Raw genomic sequence first — 18,620 nt, 5'->3', positions numbered from 1 at the left:
CTGTTTGGTCATTCTTTTAGACATACAAAATACTCCCTTCATAATAGGTGAGAATTTTTATTATTTCTCTGTCTACTATAAAGGGAGCATATCATCAAATATTGATGTGAACTTCCTCTTTTTTAATCATATAATTTATAGCATGAATAGATGAAGTTAAGTCGCTTCTTCAACCCTTTTCTCTCGATATACACTCACAGCTTCTTACTATGTAAATAACGAATCAGTCAACAGTGGGGTTTTCTTTCTTTATTCCTACTCATGAGTAGCAAGACTTATTGGAGTATTATCCCATTATCCTTAACTAAAAGATTTCCTTGAAATGCTACAAACCTAACACGGGGTTCAGGGTTGGACCGGGGTAAAATGCGCTAGGTCTGATTGAAGATATAGTCTGCTTTATTCATGAATGACTAAATCAAATAGAAATAGCTATGTTTTATTCTACCAAAAACGGGGGCAGCTCATCAACAAAAGCGGCGACTGGGGCTGTGGCTTCTTCTTCCGTTAATAAACACTGGTCTAACGAAGAGATGATCGCCTTCTTGTCCATACTCTGGCCAATAAAAACAAGTTCTGTCATCCTGTCTCCAACCTGTGGATCCCATGCTTCAAACAGAGCTGGATCTTGATCCTTTAAGGCTTCTTGTTCTGCCTGTGAATAGCTGGCCAGCCATCTGCCGGCAGCGTCTAATGTTATCATGGAACCTGCTTGGGATAAGAATCCAGCTACCTCATTTCTTGTAACTAGCCAGAAGAAACCCTTCGCCCGCAGGATCTCTGGCGGCCAATTCTCCAGCCATTGCTGAAACCGCTCTGGATGGAATGGTTTTCTGCTTCGGTAAACAAACGAACTGATCCCATACTCTTCTGTTTCCGGTAGATGTTCTTCATTTAATTCTTTTATCCAGCCAGCACTCTGGCTTGACTTTTCAAAATCAAACTGCTTGGTAGCCAGCACCTCTATTGGATCAACTTGGCCAAACTTAGTTGGAATGATTGTAGCTTCTGGATTCAATCGATAAAGCAAGTGCTTTAGTTCAGCGGCATGATCGCTGGAAAGCTGATCTGTTTTATTTAAAATAATCACATTAGCAAATTCAATTTGATCCATTAACAAATCAACAATGCCTCTCTCATCTTCCTCAGAAACATGTAATTGCCGATCCATTAATAAATCTTCTGAGCGATAATCCTGCCAAAACTGCTGCCCGTCTACTACTGTTACCATTGTATCAAGCTGGAACGAAGTATTTAAGTCTATGCCTAATTCTTCATCAGCATAAACAAAACTCTGTGCTACCGGAATAGGTTCCGACACACCGCTTGATTCAATGAGCACATAGTCAATGTCGAGCTTCGCTAATTTCTCCAATTCCACGATTAAATCTTCGCGTAAGGTACAGCAGATACAACCGTTTGTCATTTCAACCATATTTTCTTCTGTTCTGACAAAACCGCCTTCCTTCACTAATTTTGCATCTACATTAATTTCACTCATATCATTAACAATAATGGCTATTTTCAACCCTTGCTGATTGGTAAGCAGATGGTTCAGCAGCGACGTTTTTCCCGCTCCTAAAAAACCGCTCAACACAGTTACTGGGATTTTTTTACTCACCTTTTTCCTTCCTTTCTTTCCGGATCCAGATAGATACGGCTTGGTGTCGCACCTTCCTGAAATAAATACTTCCCGCTGTATCCTTCTGTGATCTGATCGACTTGCGCTATCACTAACTGACATACTCGCATACCGACTCGCAATTGAACAGGGACACGATTAGCATTAAACAATTCCAAAGTAATTTGTCCGGAGAAACCTGGATCGATCCAGCCGGCATTTTGAATAAAAACACCCAGTCTCCCTATCGAGCTTCTTCCTTCTACAAAAGCTGTTAAGTCATTAGGTAAACTTATTTGTTCTAAGGTGGTTCCTAGCATAAACGTTTGCGGAGGAATTGTTATCGTTCCTTCTTCTGTTACTTCAATTTCCTGATATTTTGCCGGCTGATCAACAGATAAGAAAGGGGTAAAGATGTCATCAACGATAACAAATTCCTTACCCAGACGCAGATCAACCGATGCTGGCTGTATGCTTAATTTCTTAAAAGGAGTGATTAACATATGGTTGTCTTCTATACATTGCTTAATCGTTTGTCCAGATAAAATCACCTGATTTCACTCCCTATGATGATATTCGCCAATCAAATGGATTTCTAAATTGTGACCAGTCTTCGTTCATTTCTGACTCACTCAACAGACAGTGTTCCAAATCATTTGTAATTTGCTCCACATCTAAATCCATTCCGATGAAAACGATCTTTGTATGGCGATCCCCATATTTTGGATCCCATAAATCGTTGACTTCCGGGTTATTTCGTAATATTTCTTTTTGCTGCCCTTTTGGCAATGTAGCTACCCAATAAGCTAATGGCTCCACCTCGACAGACGGACCTGCTTGAGATAGTAATAACGCTAAATCATTATGGGTTGCACACCACATTACCCCTTTCATCCGGACAATCTCTTTCGGTAAATCCTGATACCAGCTTACCAGACGCTCGGTATGGAAAGGTAGTCTGGACTTGTATACGAACGAACCGATTCCATATTCTTCTGTTTCCGGTGTATGATTTTCTACACCTGCATTCAATTCCTTGAGCCACCCGGCTGATTCACTAGCTGTCTCAAAGTCAAATAAACGGGTATTTAATATTTCATTCGGATCGACCTTACTATGTTGTGTGCGGATGATTGTTGCTTCAGGCTGTAATTTGCGAATGACTTGTTCCAGCTTCTGCAAATCTTCTTCTTTTACTAAATCTGTTTTATTCAAAATCAGTACATTACAAAATTCAATCTGATCAATTAATAAATCAGCAATATTCCTGGTATCTTCTTCACCAACTGCTTGTTTTCTGCTAAGCAGCGAGTCACCTGACCCAAAGTCATGCCAGAACCGATTGGCATCGACAACAGTCACCATCGTATCCAAACGACAATATTGGGTTAAATCAATTCCCATTGCTTCATCAATATAAGAAAAAGTTTGAGCAACCGGTACTGGTTCACTAATGCCAGAGGACTCAATCAGAATATAATCCACATCCCCTTTTCTCACGAGTTTTTCGACTTCTACTAATAAATCCTCACGCAGTGTACAGCAAATACAGCCATTAGACATTTCCACCAATTTTTCTTCTGTGCGCGAAAAACCGCCTTGCGTTTGAACAAGTTCACTATCAATATTCACTTCACTCATGTCATTGACAATGACCGCCACCTTTAAACCTTCGCGGTTATGTAAGACATGATTTAATAATGTCGTTTTACCAGCGCCTAAATAGCCGCTTAATACCGTAACAGGAATCTTTTTCATTTGTTTGTCCTCCTTTTTTTAGTTTATCCCGTAAGTCCTCCGCCTCCATTAATAAGCAAACTGGGTCGAGGATATACGTTTCTACTAAATCGTACTCTCGTTTTAACTTAAGAAATATAATCCTACAGCAAGAAACGCTGCACTGACAATACTTGTCAGCATTTGTTTTCCACCGACGGACAGGGAACTCTTCCAGCCTAGTTCTCTGCCAATCGTAAACAAGGTGACAAGACAGGCAGACAATGTAGTAGCTAAGTAGACAAGAATAAATATCTGACCGACCGACATGTCCATTAATAAACTGCCCTGCCCCTCATTTAAGACCAACAAGCCGTCTTTTCTGATAAAAGAAAAAATCAATCCTGGTGCTGCCTCTACAGGCAAGGAAAATAAATAAAGCAGCGGCATAGCAAGCCAGCTAACAATCGATAATATACCTATGGTATGAAGCACAGATGCTACAAGACATATCAACAAGAAGATGGGCATAGCCTGCAGCACAAATTGCTTGATTGCGCCCACTACCTTCCACCAGCAGGCCTGCCAGTTTATTTTTTGTATATAAGGGAGCGGTGCAATACGTGTGAGCTGATTTGCTGTATCCCGATTCCAAATTCTTGTATGAATCGCTCCTGCTACAAATAACAAAAGCAAATAAGGAATAAATAAAAGCGGTACATGAGCTGCACTAAAGATAGACAAGGTAGCCCCGATTTGATAACTGCACGCAGAACCAAATGAAATCAAGGAAATACAAGATGCTCGTGTACAGCTGCTGCAGCTCCTGCTTTGAAAGACAGCCACTACATTACAGCCAAATCCGGTGATCACAGGAAGTAAATCTCTCCCTGTTAAACCAATTTTGCGAAGCCATGGATCCAAAGCATGCGTGATATGTTCCTGTATGCCGCTCTCTTCTGTAATGGTAGTTGTGATACTGATCAGCATCACAACAGGAAAGGCCCATAGAAACGAATAGGAACCCAAGGTAATTAATCCATAATCACCTATCAGCACTTTCGCTACAAAAAGAGGCGCCTGATCGATCCATAACGTAATGGGTGTAAGCAAATATTGTTCCACGATCGGCTCCAGCCAACTGACCAATAAATAAGCGGCAAAAACAGGTAAAGCAAACATAGATAAAATAAATAAACAAGCCAGCAGAGGCCCAGCTATTGGCAAACGAAAGATGGGAATTAATTGATTAACCGCATGATCCGTAGAAGGGAGAAAATCGAGAATGCTGTTCGTCGCTCCCCACACGTTTGCTTGTTCGATACAGGTCATTACCTGTTCCTGTGCCTCTTCATCCATTGCTCGCGTGTTAACCCAGACAATGGGGACTTGTAATAATTCCTGCACTCGCTTTTGTTCGGTTTGGGGTGGCAGGTACTTATCACCGTGTGTTGCAGCAATGGCAACTTTCTTGCCTTTTAAATTCAACTTCGTTTGCAGCTGGATCAATTCTTCCTTCAGATTGGTAGCTTTTATCACTAATAAAAGGGTCTTCTCTTCCTGCAGATGATCTAGCGTAAGCTGTGTACTTTGACTGTCCATATCAAACTGTAAGCCAGGCAGATCTGTTAATTGTATCTGACTGTTTAATTTACAAGGTGCGTTTAAAGCAGAAATGGTAGATCCTTTTATATTTCTAGCAATTGCGCTTTTTTCCCCTGTCAATTCACGGAACAAACCGGATTTCCCGACCGATTCACAACCTATCAGCAATACTTCCCTCTGGTGAAGATGGAGGGCTTCGGCATGATCTAGCATTGACACATTTCTCCACACATGGAAAGGTCTTTTAAGTAAAAATTTTCTCGTTTATATTCCTCTAAAATTGATACATCCAAATGTAACCTGCTTCCCAGTGCTTCTGCTATAACCGCAAAACGCTGACGGAATTTATATATATAACAAAAGATATGATCATCATGCCGCAGTTCCGGCCCCGCCAAAAACAAACCATCTGTCGCAACTGATTCATCTATGTCATTAACGAGTACCTCTTGATACTGACCACGGGCTACCAAGTTTTCGATTATTGTTGTGCTACCGGCGAAACCTGTCGCTAAAATCGGTCGCTCTTCCGTAAAGTAAACTTCGCCATCATCCGTATGAACATCGTATCCCTTACCATTTGCTTCAATTTGTGTAACTGCTGTATTGCCCACAATCGTTAATAAATCGGAATCAAATAAGTGACGGACACGATTATACGTATAGGGTGACAGCGCAATACTTGGATCACTATGCTCTACCTCCCATGTATTCGTCTTGGCAATCACCGTAGTTTTTTTACCAAGGGTTCCTAACTGATAGGCAGCGTCCATGCCACTTTCATACCCGCCAATGATGATAAAATTATCTCCATCCAGTTCCCGCCAAGCTGCTATCAAACTATTGTGGAGACCAAGATTTGCACCTGGGAATGGAGTTAGGTTTGGGTATTGGTATTGCCCTGCCGCCCAAACAACATAGCGGCTTTGATAAAGTCCATCTGACGTCTCTATAGAAAAAATGGAAGCTTGTTTGTTTATTCGATTGACTTGTACTCCATTTTTTATCGGAATGGAGAAATGTTTTGCCACCACATCTAAATATTGTGCATAAGCTTCTCCCGTAGGATGCTCCATATCAAGTGTATAGGCTGGGGAGGTCTTAGGAACAACTGCATTCAAATCCGTTTGGCCGAATCCTTGCGCTGGAAAAGAAGGTGTAATACATTTCATTTCCTTAGGCCAACGTAAAAAAGAAGCTCCAATCTCCTCCTTCTCTAAAACCAGGTACGAGGTGCTGTTCATTTGCTGCAGTAAAGAGGCAACGCCAATCCCTGAAGGGCCAGCTCCTACAATAATCACATCATATATGTTACTCACAGTTACCCTCCTCAAATCATAATCATTACGATTTAAACTCTAAAAATTAAGCAAGGCAGTATCGAAAGCCTTTTTCCAGTTCTTGATAGTCGAGCTGCTTTCCGATAAATACTACCTCACTTTGTCGTTTTTCATCTTTTGCCCATACCTCGCCTTCTGTACCAGCAAACAGCATGTGCACACCTTGAAAAACTACTTTTCTGTCCAATTGTTTGATAAAAAGTACCCCTTTATAACGATATAAACTTTCTCCTTTTATATGGACTAAGTAGGCAAACCATTTATTCACTTTGTCCAAATCGAGCGGACGATCTTCCCGAAATACGAAAGATGTGACATGGTGATTATGATGATGGTGATGTGCCTCTGTTAATAGATTGGGATCTATATTTAAGACATTATCCAAATCAAACGATTTTGTCCCAATTAAATCTTCGGTATCTACATTGGCGTATGCCGTATAGTACCGCTTGGCATTGGGATTCATACGGAGCAATTGCTTGTCCAGTTCCTTCTGTTCTTCTTCTGTAATCAAATCGATCTTATTTAACAGCAGAATATCCGCAAAAGCGATCTGCTGCTCCGGCTCTTCTTCCTCTAAATGCTGCCATATATGCTTGGCATCTACCATTGTAATGATACTGTCAATCTCAAATGATGTTGCTGTTTGCTCATCCATCAGAAAAGTTTGAATGACGGGAGCAGGATTAGCCATTCCTGTTGTTTCAATAATGACCCGATCTAATGGTTCCTTTTGTTGCATCCAACTACTTAATAAATCGATTAAATCACCGCGCACATTACAACAAATACAGCCGCTGTTTATTTCAATGATTTCTTCCTTTGTGGATACCACCAAATGACTGTCGATTGATGTATCGCCAAATTCATTAATGATGACGGCAACTTTTTGTTCCCGCATGTCATCTAACAATTTATTTAACAGTGTCGTTTTTCCAGCACCTAAAAAACCGGTTAAGATAGTTACCGGTATGGTTGTTTCTTGTGACAATACATTTCCTCCTTATCACAATGACAGTATTGGCATGAAAGAAACAGCCAGTCTGCCTAACACTGGCAGAAGACTTTTTTTCTTTCCTGGTTTTTAACAATTTATATCACAACAACAATACAGGGGAGTATAGGTTGTTCTACTATTTAATCTGTTCTTATAAAATGCTTACCAACTGGATTTTTTGACGCCAGGTATTTGTCCTTTATGGGCATATTCTCTAAAAGCAATACGTGACATATTGAATTTTCGGATATAGCCGCGTGGTCTGCCGGTAATCTCACAGCGATTTTTCAACCTTGTTGGAGATGAATCCCGCGGTAATCGACGAAGAGCTTCGTAATCACCTTTTGCTTTCAGTTCTCTTCTTAACTCTGCATATTTTTCAACCATTTGCTGTCGTTTTTTCTCTTTGGCAATTTTTGATTTTTTAGCCATTTTATCTTTCTCCTTTCGATGTTATCTAGTTTGTCCCTGTATTTATTATTTTAAAACGTAATGATTACGCATTAAACCCCATTATAAATTATTTTACCCCGAATGTAAATAGTAATTATTACGTTTTACATTCGGGATTGCTATTTTATTAACATTATTCCATCGAAGCTTCTGCTTCCAAAACAGCTTCTCTTAAATGCTGCCATTCTGATTCAGACGGCTCCCAGTACCCTCGTTCTGACACCTCCACTAATGTTTCCAACAAGTCATGATAGGCATGGGGATTTGCCTGACGAATTTTTTCTTGTAATACTTTATCCTCTACATATGTGCTATGCACATGAGAGAAGACCCAATTCTCTACTTTGTTCGTGGTCGCAGCCAATCCTAACAAATTCTCGGTATGTTTAGCCATTCGCTGTACACCATGATAAGGATGCTGAAGCAGACCTTCTATCCATGTTGGATTTGTCAATCGAGTTCTTACCCCTCGATTAATTGCGTCTTTGACATCTTCTGTATGTGGTGCTTGTTGAGTCGTATCTGTAATATAGATATCCACGCGTTCACCTTTTACTTTCTCGATCGACTTCGACAATCCACCGAAGAAATTATAGTAATCATCCAAATCCGTAATTTCATATTCATGGCTGGCACGCAGCTGGGAAACAATATCTGTTGCTTTCATATGAACATCATATAAGTCAGCAATGTTTTCCCCTCTTTTTAATTTACTATAAACATACTGGGCATGGTGTTTGTACATCTCACCAAGTTCTTCTTCATCTTCCCAATTCCCATCCTCAATCATATGGTTAATCCCTGTGCCATATTCCCCTGAGGCCGGTCCGAAAATTCGTGAAGCAGCTAAATCAAATGCCTCTGCTTCTGTATATCCTTCAGCTAACAGTTGAGCTTGTACTTTCCAAGTAAAAGCTTTAAAATAATTATCTTCTTCCCGTTCATTCGCAAGCGCCAGTTTTTGAAACAAGTCATTTAATGCTTCGATAACATTGGGAAATAAATCGCGAAATACACCAGACATACTGATGGCTACATTTATTCTAGGCCTTCCCAGTTCAGACAGAGGAATAAGTTCAAATGTTGTGCTTGTTGCTTCCGAACGCTTCACTGCTTTTGCTCCAACATATGCAAGAATTTGTCCAATGGTCTCTCCTTGTGTTCTGGAGGTTTCCACACCCCAAAGTACACACGCCACCGTATGAAGTAACTTGCCATGCGTTTCCTCGTATTGAGCAATCGTTGCTTCGGCTATCTCTGTCCCTCTGGTAACAGCTGAAGGACTTGGTACAGAACGCGGATCAAATTGATAGACATTTGATCCCGTTGACAAAGACTCTGGATTTCTGTATATGTCACCTGCCAATTTAGCTGGAAGATAACCTCCATTTAGTGCTTGGATGATGGAAGGGAGTTCCTCTGTTTCTCGCACCCGCTGATAAATACTTTCTCCATACATCAAAATGTCTGCAAATGCTTGTGCAAGGGAGCTTTCTTGTGTATCAGGGAGCTCCTTTGTCTCTAAATACGTCTCTAATAAAGAAGCGGCTGCCTTCTCTAATGCAGCTTCTTGCCCTTGCAATGCTGGCCTCCATTGGGCAACTAATTGCTTCAAGGTGCTGCCTTGATGTTCTTTTCGTAGCGTATATAGTGTGTGTTGGATCGCGTCTTCATGATCCATCCCTTTCCCAATTGTATGCAGACCATACGGAATTAAAGCATATTGCATGCGCTGCAATTCCTGCTCGATAGCTTCTATTTCATGATGAGAAAAACCATTGCTATCTGCGATCACTTGAAGCTCTTTCAAAATCGTTTCACATCGTAAGGGATCCAGCTGTTCTGCCTCGCGATATTCATGTAATAACTGTTCCAATTTTTCATAATCGCCATGTAGTCCTCCGTCCCTAAACGGTGGTGCCTGATAACTGCTTAATACAGCATGTGTACGACGTTTAGCAAGCATTGCTTCTGAAGGATTACCAATATAATAAAGATAAAAGTGTGGCAAAGCTTGAATCAATTGATCCGGAAAACAGGAGGCAGACATGCCATTTTCTTTTCCGGGTAAATACTCAAGTGTTCCATGTGTACCAATATGAACTACAGCATCCGATCGGAATCCTTGTTCCAGCCATGTATAAAAAGCCTGATATTGATAATGTGGAGGAACTGATTGATCATGGTAGCTCACAGCAGAATCCTGACCTGCTCCATTTCTGCTCGGCTGTAACCCAATAAAAACATTACCGTTTACAAATCCAGGAATTAAAAAAGCAGTGTCATTAGTCATTATTTCTCCGGGGTACGATCCCCAATAATGCTTCATATCGTCTTGTGCTAAGTTACGGCTTCTATCCGCTTTCGCTTGCAAGATCGGATACTGTATTCTCTTATCCAGCTCCTCATCTATCCCCCAGTTTGACTCATTGAATAATTGCTGCCGTCTAAACTGCATTTCTAATTCTTCTTTTGCCATTGGTTCTACCTGATATCCTTCGTCAGCTAGTTTATCCAATATAGCCGAAATAGAATCGAAAGTATCTAAAAAAGAACCGCTAAACAAATTCCCTTCACCAGGCGGATAGTTATACCCTATAAGCGCAATACGCTTTTCTTCGTTCTTTGTTTGTCGTAAATGCAGCCAACGATGGACACGATTAATAAAATAATTGGCTCTTTCTTCAATTAAGACAAGTTCTTTGTTCTCAAATTGATATTGTTCATTAAAACCTGCCGATTGGATCGCTGCGATTGGGTATGTCTCTACAGCTCCATCCAGTTCTGGTAAAACAACATTCACCATTGCCTCCACAGGGGATAGTCCCTTGGCTTCTTCCCATTCTACTAAAGTGCTCCTTGTTAGAAAAAACGGGTGCAGCATAGGAATATTCAGCTGTTTCAGCCAATTCGGCACATCTTCTCTATCCTCTCCTCCAGGACCTGACCCTAATCGAAAACCAATAAAATTGACCAGAAGCTGTATATCTTCCAGCACACCAGCAAATAACCGATTCAGGTGGTCCAAATCCACTTTCATAATGCTTACTAGACCAACAGGAATCACTGTGACAGTTGGCTGCAACCGCTCGATAAGTTCGGCAATAACATCAGCTGTTTTTATTCTAGCTTGAGAGGCGAGGTAGAAAAACACAATTTTAGGTTTAGAGACATCTGCCTGTGACTCCCGTAAAAAAAGGGCTGCATTATCATAATAAATACCGGTTTTCGGATCAATAATACCTGTTTTATCTTTATATACAGGTGGTTTAGCCGCAGGAATTCCCTTCTCTCCATAGAGATTAGCTGTGAAATAAATTAATTCCTTCCAGTTTTGCAGACTGGAAGCATGCCAATACTGCTTTATCTGTTTATAACTTTCCAAGGCTTGTGTCTTCTGCAGATATGTTTCCGGATCTGATTCTTTTACTGTCTCTTCTAAGATAAGTTCTCCCGATTTGGGAACAACCCGAATGTCATCACCTCGTAATGCCCCAAAACGGACAGCCTGTTCCCACTTAGCTCCATTCATCATGAAGGATAACTGATCACATTTCCACATACTGCAGATTTCTACCATATCCATGATTACATTATTTTCTACTCCATGCGGGTCATAAATAAATAGATTAGCTGATTTGCATTCTTGCTCGAACCGATGCCATTGCTCTGTATTTAACGATTCTTCTAGTAAAAATAATGTTAATTTAATATTTGGATGTGCTGTTGCTATACTGGTATGTGCTTTAGCTGCTTCAGCAAGTGTTCCCGATGAAGCAGTCGCAAATATGATATGCATTGTTTCTGCTCTCCCTTCCAATCCGGCAAAAGGTGCCTGTAACTCCTTTTGCCATCTTTCACCTGGATTTTATTTGTAATTTGCCAGCGGATGAAGTTTATTCTGAATCGTTCTAGCAATTGCTTGATCTGTTAAGACATCCAGTGAAATGTACTCTCCGTCTAATACAGCTGCCAGTTCTTCTGCTAAACCAAACCTATTTCTCCCACTCTGAGTATCAATTACAGACACTGGAAAAGACGCTGCGGCTATTTTTCTTGCCATGTGATAGGCTTCACTTCTTGCTTGGGCTGCTGTACCTCCAGGTTTCAAGGTTTCGTTGGCATTACCATCGGTTAAGAGAACCAGATAAGGTACAGCCTGATGATGACTGCGTCTTTCTTTTTCACATAAGGTAAGCGCCTTTTTCAATCCTGCTGCTAACGGCGTTTTCCCGCCTGTAGGGATATCTCTCAGCTTACTTTTTGCTTCTGCGAATTTATTGGTAAAAGGTAGTTCTTCGATGACTTCTGTCTTACGAAAGGAAACCAAGCCTACACGATCTCTTTTTTGATAGGCCTGACGCAATAATTCCATAACAGCTCCCTTTACAACTTGCATTTGTTTTTTTGCTGCAATGGAGCGGCTGGCATCTACTAGGAATAAGATAGTAAAACCTTGCTGCTTTTCCTTTAATTTAAACCGCATATCCTCTTTCTCAATGGCCCACGCCATTCCCTTTCGCGGCTCACGTATTTTCATATATGGGGCAGCCGCTGATAATGTATGATGAAGAGAGAGAGTTTCCGTTGGTTTCATCACCGCACGAATCATCCGTCCATTGCCACCTAGTTGATTATTCTCTTGATGTTTACCTTGGAAGCCACTCAAACGATCATTCCTTTTTGTAAAAAGAAGCTCCGATTGTACTTTTAATGCTGCTACAATCTGCTCTGTTTCTTCTTCCTTTCCGCCAGTCTCTTTCTGCTCATTTTGGCTTGCTTCCTTTTCTATCGATTCTCCAGTGGTTATATTCTCTGGTTTATCATTATTAACCGCCCCTTCTTCAGCGGAGTGTTCCTTGTTATTTTGCGACTCGCTTGCCGTATATTCTTGCTCTGACTGCTGTTCTATCTCTTCCGTGACTGAGGCTTCTGACAGCTCTCCCATTCGATGTGCCAGAACATATCCAGCAGCTTCTTCCACATGCCATTGTTGTACCGATTCATCCGCATCCAAAGCTGCTAGGGCACGAGCCGTTTCGACTAAATCGATATCTGCTTCTTGATTGTTACAGCCTGAACCCAGCACAACCTCAACAGCCAGACGCAGCATCGCCTTTGAAACCTGAACAGCTGGCAATCTTTGTTTCGCTTCCTCTATTTCTTCTTTTCTTAACTCATACTTTTTATCAGCTGAAGACTGTATTGCCTCTCTGCGTTCTGCTTCTTCAAAGATAGGAAGCAACTGCACACACAGCTTGGCATATTGGAATAGCTGCTTGTCTTGGATATTCTGATTCAAACAGTAAAACCATTTAGCTGTTCGCGGGGAAGCAATCGAACCCACATTGTTATCATGTGGTATGTCTTTATTTTTCAACAATTGCACAAGCATATGCTGATTACTTGCTGGCATAAGAGCAAACTGATCGGTCACAACAACCTTCGCCTGATAAAGCGGGCTATCTGTGACATTCTTTTTCTCGTCTTGCAGCAATAAAGTAATATCTTTTTCACCTAATAACTTTTCCGTTGTAACATGAGCAGGCAGGATAACGGTCTCCTCTTTTGAAAAGTATTGTGCTGCAGCTTCCAATAAGGTTGTTTTCCCAGTTCCTATCGCTCCAGCAATACATATACGATCCAAATAGGGATGAATCATTGCAGCAGCAATGCCACGTTTGGCTTTCATTTGACCAATCAAACGATTCATTGATGTTCGACAACCTTATTTTGTAATATCATTGCCAGCGCCTCACTAGAAGATGTATCATTGATTGGATCTTGTATTAATCGGTGTGGCAAGGCAAGTTCTGCCGCTTCATAAATGTCTTCCAATTGCACCGCCGTTCGCTGCTTCCATGCTGCTAAGGTTTGAGCTGTTGTAATAACCGTGATGTCTGCCCGATGGCTTTCAATGCCCAGTTCAATAGATAAATCAGCCACGATACCAATCAGACGGTCACTTATCTCTACTGTTGGCAAAAGGATTTGTGCCTGCTGTATCTGCTTGCTGAGCTGGTTTTGCGCCTGTACATATCTTTCCTCAAACTGCTGCTGGTCTTGTTCAAAATCTAAGCGACGCCGAACAACTTCCATACGTTCCTCGACATTTTTCTCACTTGCCACATCCACACATAAACCAAACCGATCAAGCAGCTGAGGGCGAAGTGTTCCCTCTTCAGGATTCATCGTTCCTACTAATACAAAACGCGAAGGATGCTCATATGATACCCCTTCCCTCTCTATTCGATTAACCCCCATTGCCGCTGCATCCAGAAGAATATCCACCAAGTGGTCTTCTAACAGGTTCACCTCATCAACATATAAAATATTCTGATCAGCTTTAGCTAATATTCCTGATTCCAGCCTCTTCTCTCCTGTTTTTAGAATATGCTCCATGTCTAATGTCCCTACTACACGATCTTCTGTTGCACTGACTGGCAAATTAACCACAGATGTATCAGCCAGCACATCTGCCAATGCTCTTACTGCGGTTGATTTCGCTGTTCCCTTTTCTCCCTGGATTAATACGCCGCCAATTTTTGGGTTAATCCCATTCACTATTAACGCTTTCTTCATCTTGTCTTGTCCTACAATGGCTGTAAAAGGATAGTTCTTCACATTTGACCTTCTTTCTTTTTTAGAGGTTTGTCCCAACAGATTAATTTCTAAGAGGCTTCATCACTATGCGCAATAAATCATCTTGCTTATCTTCATAGATATCCGACTGTACATGGAAGACCTCTTTAAACATTTGTTGATTCATGACTTCTTTTGGTGTACCTTGTCCATAGATCTGGCCATCCTTGACCACAATGATCTCATCAGAATAAACAGCCGCATGGTTGAGATCATGTAAAACCATAATAATCGTTACACTCTGCCTCTTTTGCAATTGTGACACGATTTCCAGTACATCCAACTGATGTGAAATATCTAAGTATGTTGTTGGTTCATCCAAAAATAATATTTTCGGCTGCTGAGCTAAACAAAGAGCTATCCATGCCCTCTGCCGTTCTCCTCCGGATAGTTGTGAAATATTTCTTTGTCTTAATGAAGCTAATTTCGTCAGATGAATAGCTTCTTCAATGATGTCTTGATCTGTTTCATTCAGTCTCTCAAACATCGACTTATGTGGTGTACGACCATAGGCAATCAATTGTTCAACAGTTATATCCATTAAATCATTTACTTGTGCAAGCAAGGCTAGTTCCTGTGCTGCTTTTTTTGGCGAAAGCCGGTAAAGGTTATTTTCCTTCCAGTACACATTACCTTGATCCGGTTTTAACTGACGGGAAAGTACATGCAGTAATGTGCTTTTCCCTGACCCGTTCGGACCAATAATGCTGTAAATCCGGCCTTCATCCAATTTTAAATCTATTTTTTTCAGTACTTGTTTATAGGAAAAGGATTGAGAAATAGAGGTTGCTCGTAAAGCATTCATACCATTTTCCTCCTCAGTAAATATAAAAAGAACGGTGCCCCTAATGCCCCCATAATTACGCCAACCGGAATTTCAATCGGTGCAAATAAGATTCGACCCACCGTATCAGAAGCAGTTAAAATGGCTGCACCTAAAAATACCGAGGCAGGCAGCAAGACACGGTAATCGTTGCCAACAATTAATCGCGCCGTATGTGGAACAATTAAGCCGACAAAGCCCAGCAAGCCCACAACACTAACAGCACTGGCCGCCAACAGTGTAGCCACAGCAGTCATAGAAAAACGAATCCATTCTACTCTGGCTCCCAAGCTCTTGGCAGTCCGATCCCCGAGCATTAACAAATTCATTTTTCTGATACCTATGACAGCTAGCAGAATACCGAGAATGGAATAAGGCAGAATCACTTCCACCTGTGGCCAGCTTCTCGCACTTAAACCACCTACCATAAAATCTATTGCCCCTTGTACCCTGTCACTATAAAATACCATCAAAGCGGATATCCCCGAGCCTAAAAATGCGGATACAGCCACACCTGCCAAAATAATTCTGGTCGGCGCAATCCCTTTTTCCCATGCTAGGGCATACACCGTAAAGGCCACGATAGCTGCACCAACAAATGAGATCGGAGTTAGTAAATGAGGCAGGTGCGGATAAAGAATCAATACAATCATTCCTGCCAAACCTGCCCCGCTGGATACTCCAATAATATAGGGATCAGCTAGCGGGTTTTTCATAATGCCCTGCAGCAGCACACCAGATACAGCCAGGTTGGCACCTACTAACACAGCCACCAAAGTACGCGGTACTCGAATATTCCAAATAATATTCTGAAAGTCACTTTCCATATCTCCTGTAAAAGCGGACCAAATGTCGGTTAAAGGAATCTTTGCCGAACCAAACCGAATACTGAAGATGATAGCAATGATTAGTAAAACAGCAAAAAAGGCAACCATTATGCCTTTCCAGCTTGTCTTATCTCGTAATGCCTGTTTCTCATTCATTCGTAAACACTTCTGGATAAACAATTTCCGCCATATGCTGCATCGTATCTGCATAATCAAAACCAGGATTTGATAAATATTTCTCTGACGGAATAATATGAACATTGCCATCCTGAACAGCTTTTAGTGAATTCCAAGCTGGATTGCTTTCCAGTTCTTCTTCTATTTTCCCTTTACCAGCCTCCACACTTCCATGAATAGTTAATAATATGTAGTCAGGCTGTTCTTCTACAATAGTCTCTAAACTATAAGGTGCAGATGACTGAGAATCAGGACTAGCTTCCATATCTTTCCCTATATTATTGACGTGAAGTAAATCACCGATTTCGATGGCAGTTGTATTAGCTCTTTGAACAGAAACACTTTGTGATGTCACATTTAAAATAACGACCGAAGGATTGGCATCACTTGGCAACTGGTCCTGTACGGCTTTCATTTGCTCTTCTGTTTCTTGAATTTTTTGGTCTGCAAGCTCTTCCTTACCTAATATTTGCCCCATAAGCGCCGCCATTTCTTTCACATCATCAAAAGAACGCATTTGTAACAAAGCAAATGGAATATCACTATTCTCCATAATCCCTTCTAAATCTGCATGGAAATTTGGCGCTCCAATCACAAAGTCTGGCGAAAAACCTACTAATTCTTCTGTATTTATTTGATTTACAGTGCCTAGTTCAGGTAAATCTTCTGCTGCTTCTGGGATTGGTATACTGCTTGTTGTCATGCGGGCAACAGCTTCTCCATCCAAATCATAAATCATTTTCAGAAATTCCGGAGCTAGAACAACAATCTTTTCAGGATGTCCTTCCAGAACTACCTCTCTATCCATGCTATCTATAAAAGCTATTTCATCTGCAGTTTCTTCGCCTTGACTGTCCGCTTCTGTCTCATTTGTTGTCGATGTTTCTTCATTTTGCTGACAAGCAGTCATCAATACAATGGCAAACATAATCATTCCCATTGTTAATAGTTTTTTTCTTAGTAATAATTTTGTCAAAATAGCCCCCACCTTTTTCGTAATGATTACGATTTATTAAATTGAAAAAGACTTTTTTTGTTTATGTAGTTTTACTTTTGCCTTTGTTAAAAATAGTCTGTTCAATATATAAATCGTAATGATTACGTATTATAGCATTTTTTGATAAACTTGCAACCTCTTTTGCTAAGTAAACAAATAAAAGACACCACGTCGGTTTCATCTAATTGTGATGGACAACAGCGTAAACACTACGGTATCAATAGGTTTTCAAATAAAAGATACATCCTCTTTAATCCCACATAACCAAAGAAGATGTATCGATAGATTACTTAAAATATTTCTTCCACGAAATCAGTAATTACACCGATAGCAGCTTTACTTCTTTCACTAGCGGCAATAACAAGTTGAGGCGGAGCAGATGTATTGTCACCATTAGCATACACGCCTTTTACACTTGTACGCCCAAATTGATCTACTTTAATTCCTCCCATATCATTCATTTCCAAGCCTAAATTCTTGGCAAACGCAGTAGCTTGCTGCAAATCATAAAAAACAAAGTCTCCTTCTCGCTGTGTTTCCTTACCATTCTTAAATTGAATATGCTGTAACTGTCCGCATTCTCCTCACAACCGCAAGATGTCATCTCCCATAACCTGTATTCCTTTGCTGGCTGCTTACCTTTCTCTTCAGCAATGAGACTTTCTTTCCCGTTTGTGCAAACAATAGTATCCTTGCTCCAATTTGAAATTAGTTTTCCACCATGAAAGGCATAGTTATGTTCGACAATATAGACTAGGGAACGATCTTTGAGTTCCCAGCCATCACAAAATGGGCAAACAAACACACTGCTACCATAAACATCATGAATTCCTTCTATATCAGGTAAAACGTCTTTTAATCCTGTTGCTAGAATAATCACTTTTGGCTCATAGTCCTGACCAGCCTCTGTTCGAACATGCAAAAAAGAACGAGTTGGTGTAATATCTATGGTTCTTTTTGAAGAACTATATTAGGATACTTACTTAAATCAGCATGAGCCGCCTTTTTAAAATCTGTGTAAGAGCATTACGTGGTGTATTGTCGTCAAATAAAATAACTTCTTTTCTCCCCCCGCCTAAAACAAGTGAAGCACTTAATCCAGCAGGTCCTTCCCCTATTACCGCGCAATCATACAACAAGAGTATCTCCTCCTTTTTTTAGTACATACTTACAGCTAGATAACTTTCTGTTTATTAAATCGAAATCATTACAATTTAAAAATATTTTGTTTTTTTCGCCAATTTTTCTGGCTGCAACCGCAAGATAGATTTTCTTTTGCTATGCAAGAAAAAAGAGCCAAATCATTATTTAAATTCCGCTATTCGAATTTAAATAAGTTTGACTCTCTCTTTGATTAATATTTGTTTAAGCCAGCGCACTTTACAGCGGATAGTGATCCTTATCAGAAATAATAACTTGTTG

General features: G+C 40.6%; 16 protein-coding genes. All 16 read right to left on the bottom strand.

The genetic code is table 11. The features are described 5' to 3' along the window. Positions 1-439: 439 nt before the first annotated feature. Positions 440-1,621 carry a GTP-binding protein gene (locus JOD18_RS18915; RefSeq protein WP_204670683.1) on the bottom strand — a complete coding sequence of 394 codons (1,182 nt, stop codon included), beginning with the start codon at positions 1,619-1,621 and terminating at the stop codon, positions 440-442. Then, positions 1,618-2,172 (bottom strand): dCTP deaminase, encoded by a 555-nt coding sequence (gene dcd / locus JOD18_RS18910; RefSeq protein WP_204670682.1) that lies wholly within the window; start codon positions 2,170-2,172, stop codon positions 1,618-1,620. Before dcd ends, JOD18_RS18915 begins: the two co-directional genes overlap by 4 nt. A gap of 13 nt (positions 2,173-2,185) precedes the next feature. Beyond that, entirely contained in the window at positions 2,186-3,379 is a 1,194-nt protein-coding gene (locus JOD18_RS18905) for a GTP-binding protein (RefSeq protein WP_204670681.1), read from the bottom strand. Positions 3,380-3,481: 102 nt separating this feature from the next. After that, the gene (locus tag JOD18_RS18900; protein WP_204670680.1) at positions 3,482-5,155 is read right to left on the bottom strand and encodes a nucleoside recognition domain-containing protein; all 1,674 of its coding nucleotides are present in this window, start codon (positions 5,153-5,155) and stop codon (positions 3,482-3,484) included. Next, entirely contained in the window at positions 5,149-6,261 is a 1,113-nt protein-coding gene (locus JOD18_RS18895; protein ID WP_204670679.1) for an NAD(P)-binding domain-containing protein, read from the bottom strand. The genes JOD18_RS18900 and JOD18_RS18895 overlap by 7 nt, the downstream gene beginning before the upstream one ends. Positions 6,262-6,307: 46 nt before the next feature. Continuing rightward, positions 6,308-7,273 carry a CobW family GTP-binding protein gene (locus JOD18_RS18890; protein WP_204670678.1) on the bottom strand — a complete coding sequence of 322 codons (966 nt, stop codon included), beginning with the start codon at positions 7,271-7,273 and terminating at the stop codon, positions 6,308-6,310. Positions 7,274-7,441: 168 nt separating this feature from the next. Beyond that, positions 7,442-7,711, bottom strand: coding sequence for a 30S ribosomal protein S14 (rpsN, locus tag JOD18_RS18885; RefSeq protein ID WP_204670677.1), 270 nt, complete (start codon positions 7,709-7,711; stop codon positions 7,442-7,444). A gap of 154 nt (positions 7,712-7,865) precedes the next feature. Continuing rightward, positions 7,866-11,531: a cobaltochelatase subunit CobN gene (locus JOD18_RS18880; protein ID WP_204670676.1), complete on the bottom strand. Its 3,666-nt coding sequence runs from the start codon at positions 11,529-11,531 to the stop codon at positions 7,866-7,868. 69 nt (positions 11,532-11,600) lie between these two features. Then, positions 11,601-13,445 (bottom strand): VWA domain-containing protein, encoded by a 1,845-nt coding sequence (locus JOD18_RS18875; RefSeq protein ID WP_204670675.1) that lies wholly within the window; start codon positions 13,443-13,445, stop codon positions 11,601-11,603. Then, complete coding sequence (locus tag JOD18_RS18870) at positions 13,442-14,356, bottom strand: magnesium chelatase ATPase subunit I (protein ID WP_338029569.1); 915 nt, start codon at positions 14,354-14,356, stop codon at positions 13,442-13,444. The genes JOD18_RS18875 and JOD18_RS18870 overlap by 4 nt, the downstream gene beginning before the upstream one ends. 40 nt (positions 14,357-14,396) lie before the next feature. Next, on the bottom strand, positions 14,397-15,179 hold the full coding sequence (locus tag JOD18_RS18865; protein ID WP_204670674.1) for an ABC transporter ATP-binding protein: 783 nt from the start codon (positions 15,177-15,179) through the stop codon (positions 14,397-14,399). Continuing rightward, positions 15,176-16,180: a FecCD family ABC transporter permease gene (locus JOD18_RS18860; RefSeq protein WP_204670673.1), complete on the bottom strand. Its 1,005-nt coding sequence runs from the start codon at positions 16,178-16,180 to the stop codon at positions 15,176-15,178. The genes JOD18_RS18865 and JOD18_RS18860 overlap by 4 nt, the downstream gene beginning before the upstream one ends. Continuing rightward, positions 16,173-17,177 carry an ABC transporter substrate-binding protein gene (locus JOD18_RS18855; RefSeq protein ID WP_204670672.1) on the bottom strand — a complete coding sequence of 335 codons (1,005 nt, stop codon included), beginning with the start codon at positions 17,175-17,177 and terminating at the stop codon, positions 16,173-16,175. Before JOD18_RS18855 ends, JOD18_RS18860 begins: the two co-directional genes overlap by 8 nt. 311 nt (positions 17,178-17,488) lie before the next feature. Beyond that, positions 17,489-17,701 (bottom strand): FAD-dependent oxidoreductase, encoded by a 213-nt coding sequence (locus tag JOD18_RS24385; protein ID WP_338029568.1) that lies wholly within the window; start codon positions 17,699-17,701, stop codon positions 17,489-17,491. Then, positions 17,668-18,120, bottom strand: coding sequence for a hypothetical protein (locus JOD18_RS24380; protein ID WP_239588222.1), 453 nt, complete (start codon positions 18,118-18,120; stop codon positions 17,668-17,670). The genes JOD18_RS24385 and JOD18_RS24380 overlap by 34 nt, the downstream gene beginning before the upstream one ends. Before the next feature lie 61 nt (positions 18,121-18,181). After that, a complete protein-coding gene (locus JOD18_RS24375) occupies positions 18,182-18,337 on the bottom strand; it encodes a hypothetical protein (protein ID WP_239588221.1) in 156 nt (51 codons plus the stop codon). Positions 18,338-18,620: the final 283 nt, after the last annotated feature.

Origin of the sequence: Gracilibacillus alcaliphilus (genome assembly GCF_016909015.1) — a bacterium.
Taxonomy (GTDB): Bacteria; Bacillota; Bacilli; order Bacillales; family Amphibacillaceae; genus Gracilibacillus; species Gracilibacillus alcaliphilus.
The sequence above is the reverse complement of the archived record's forward strand: the minus strand, read 5'-3'. Positions and strand labels throughout refer to the sequence as shown.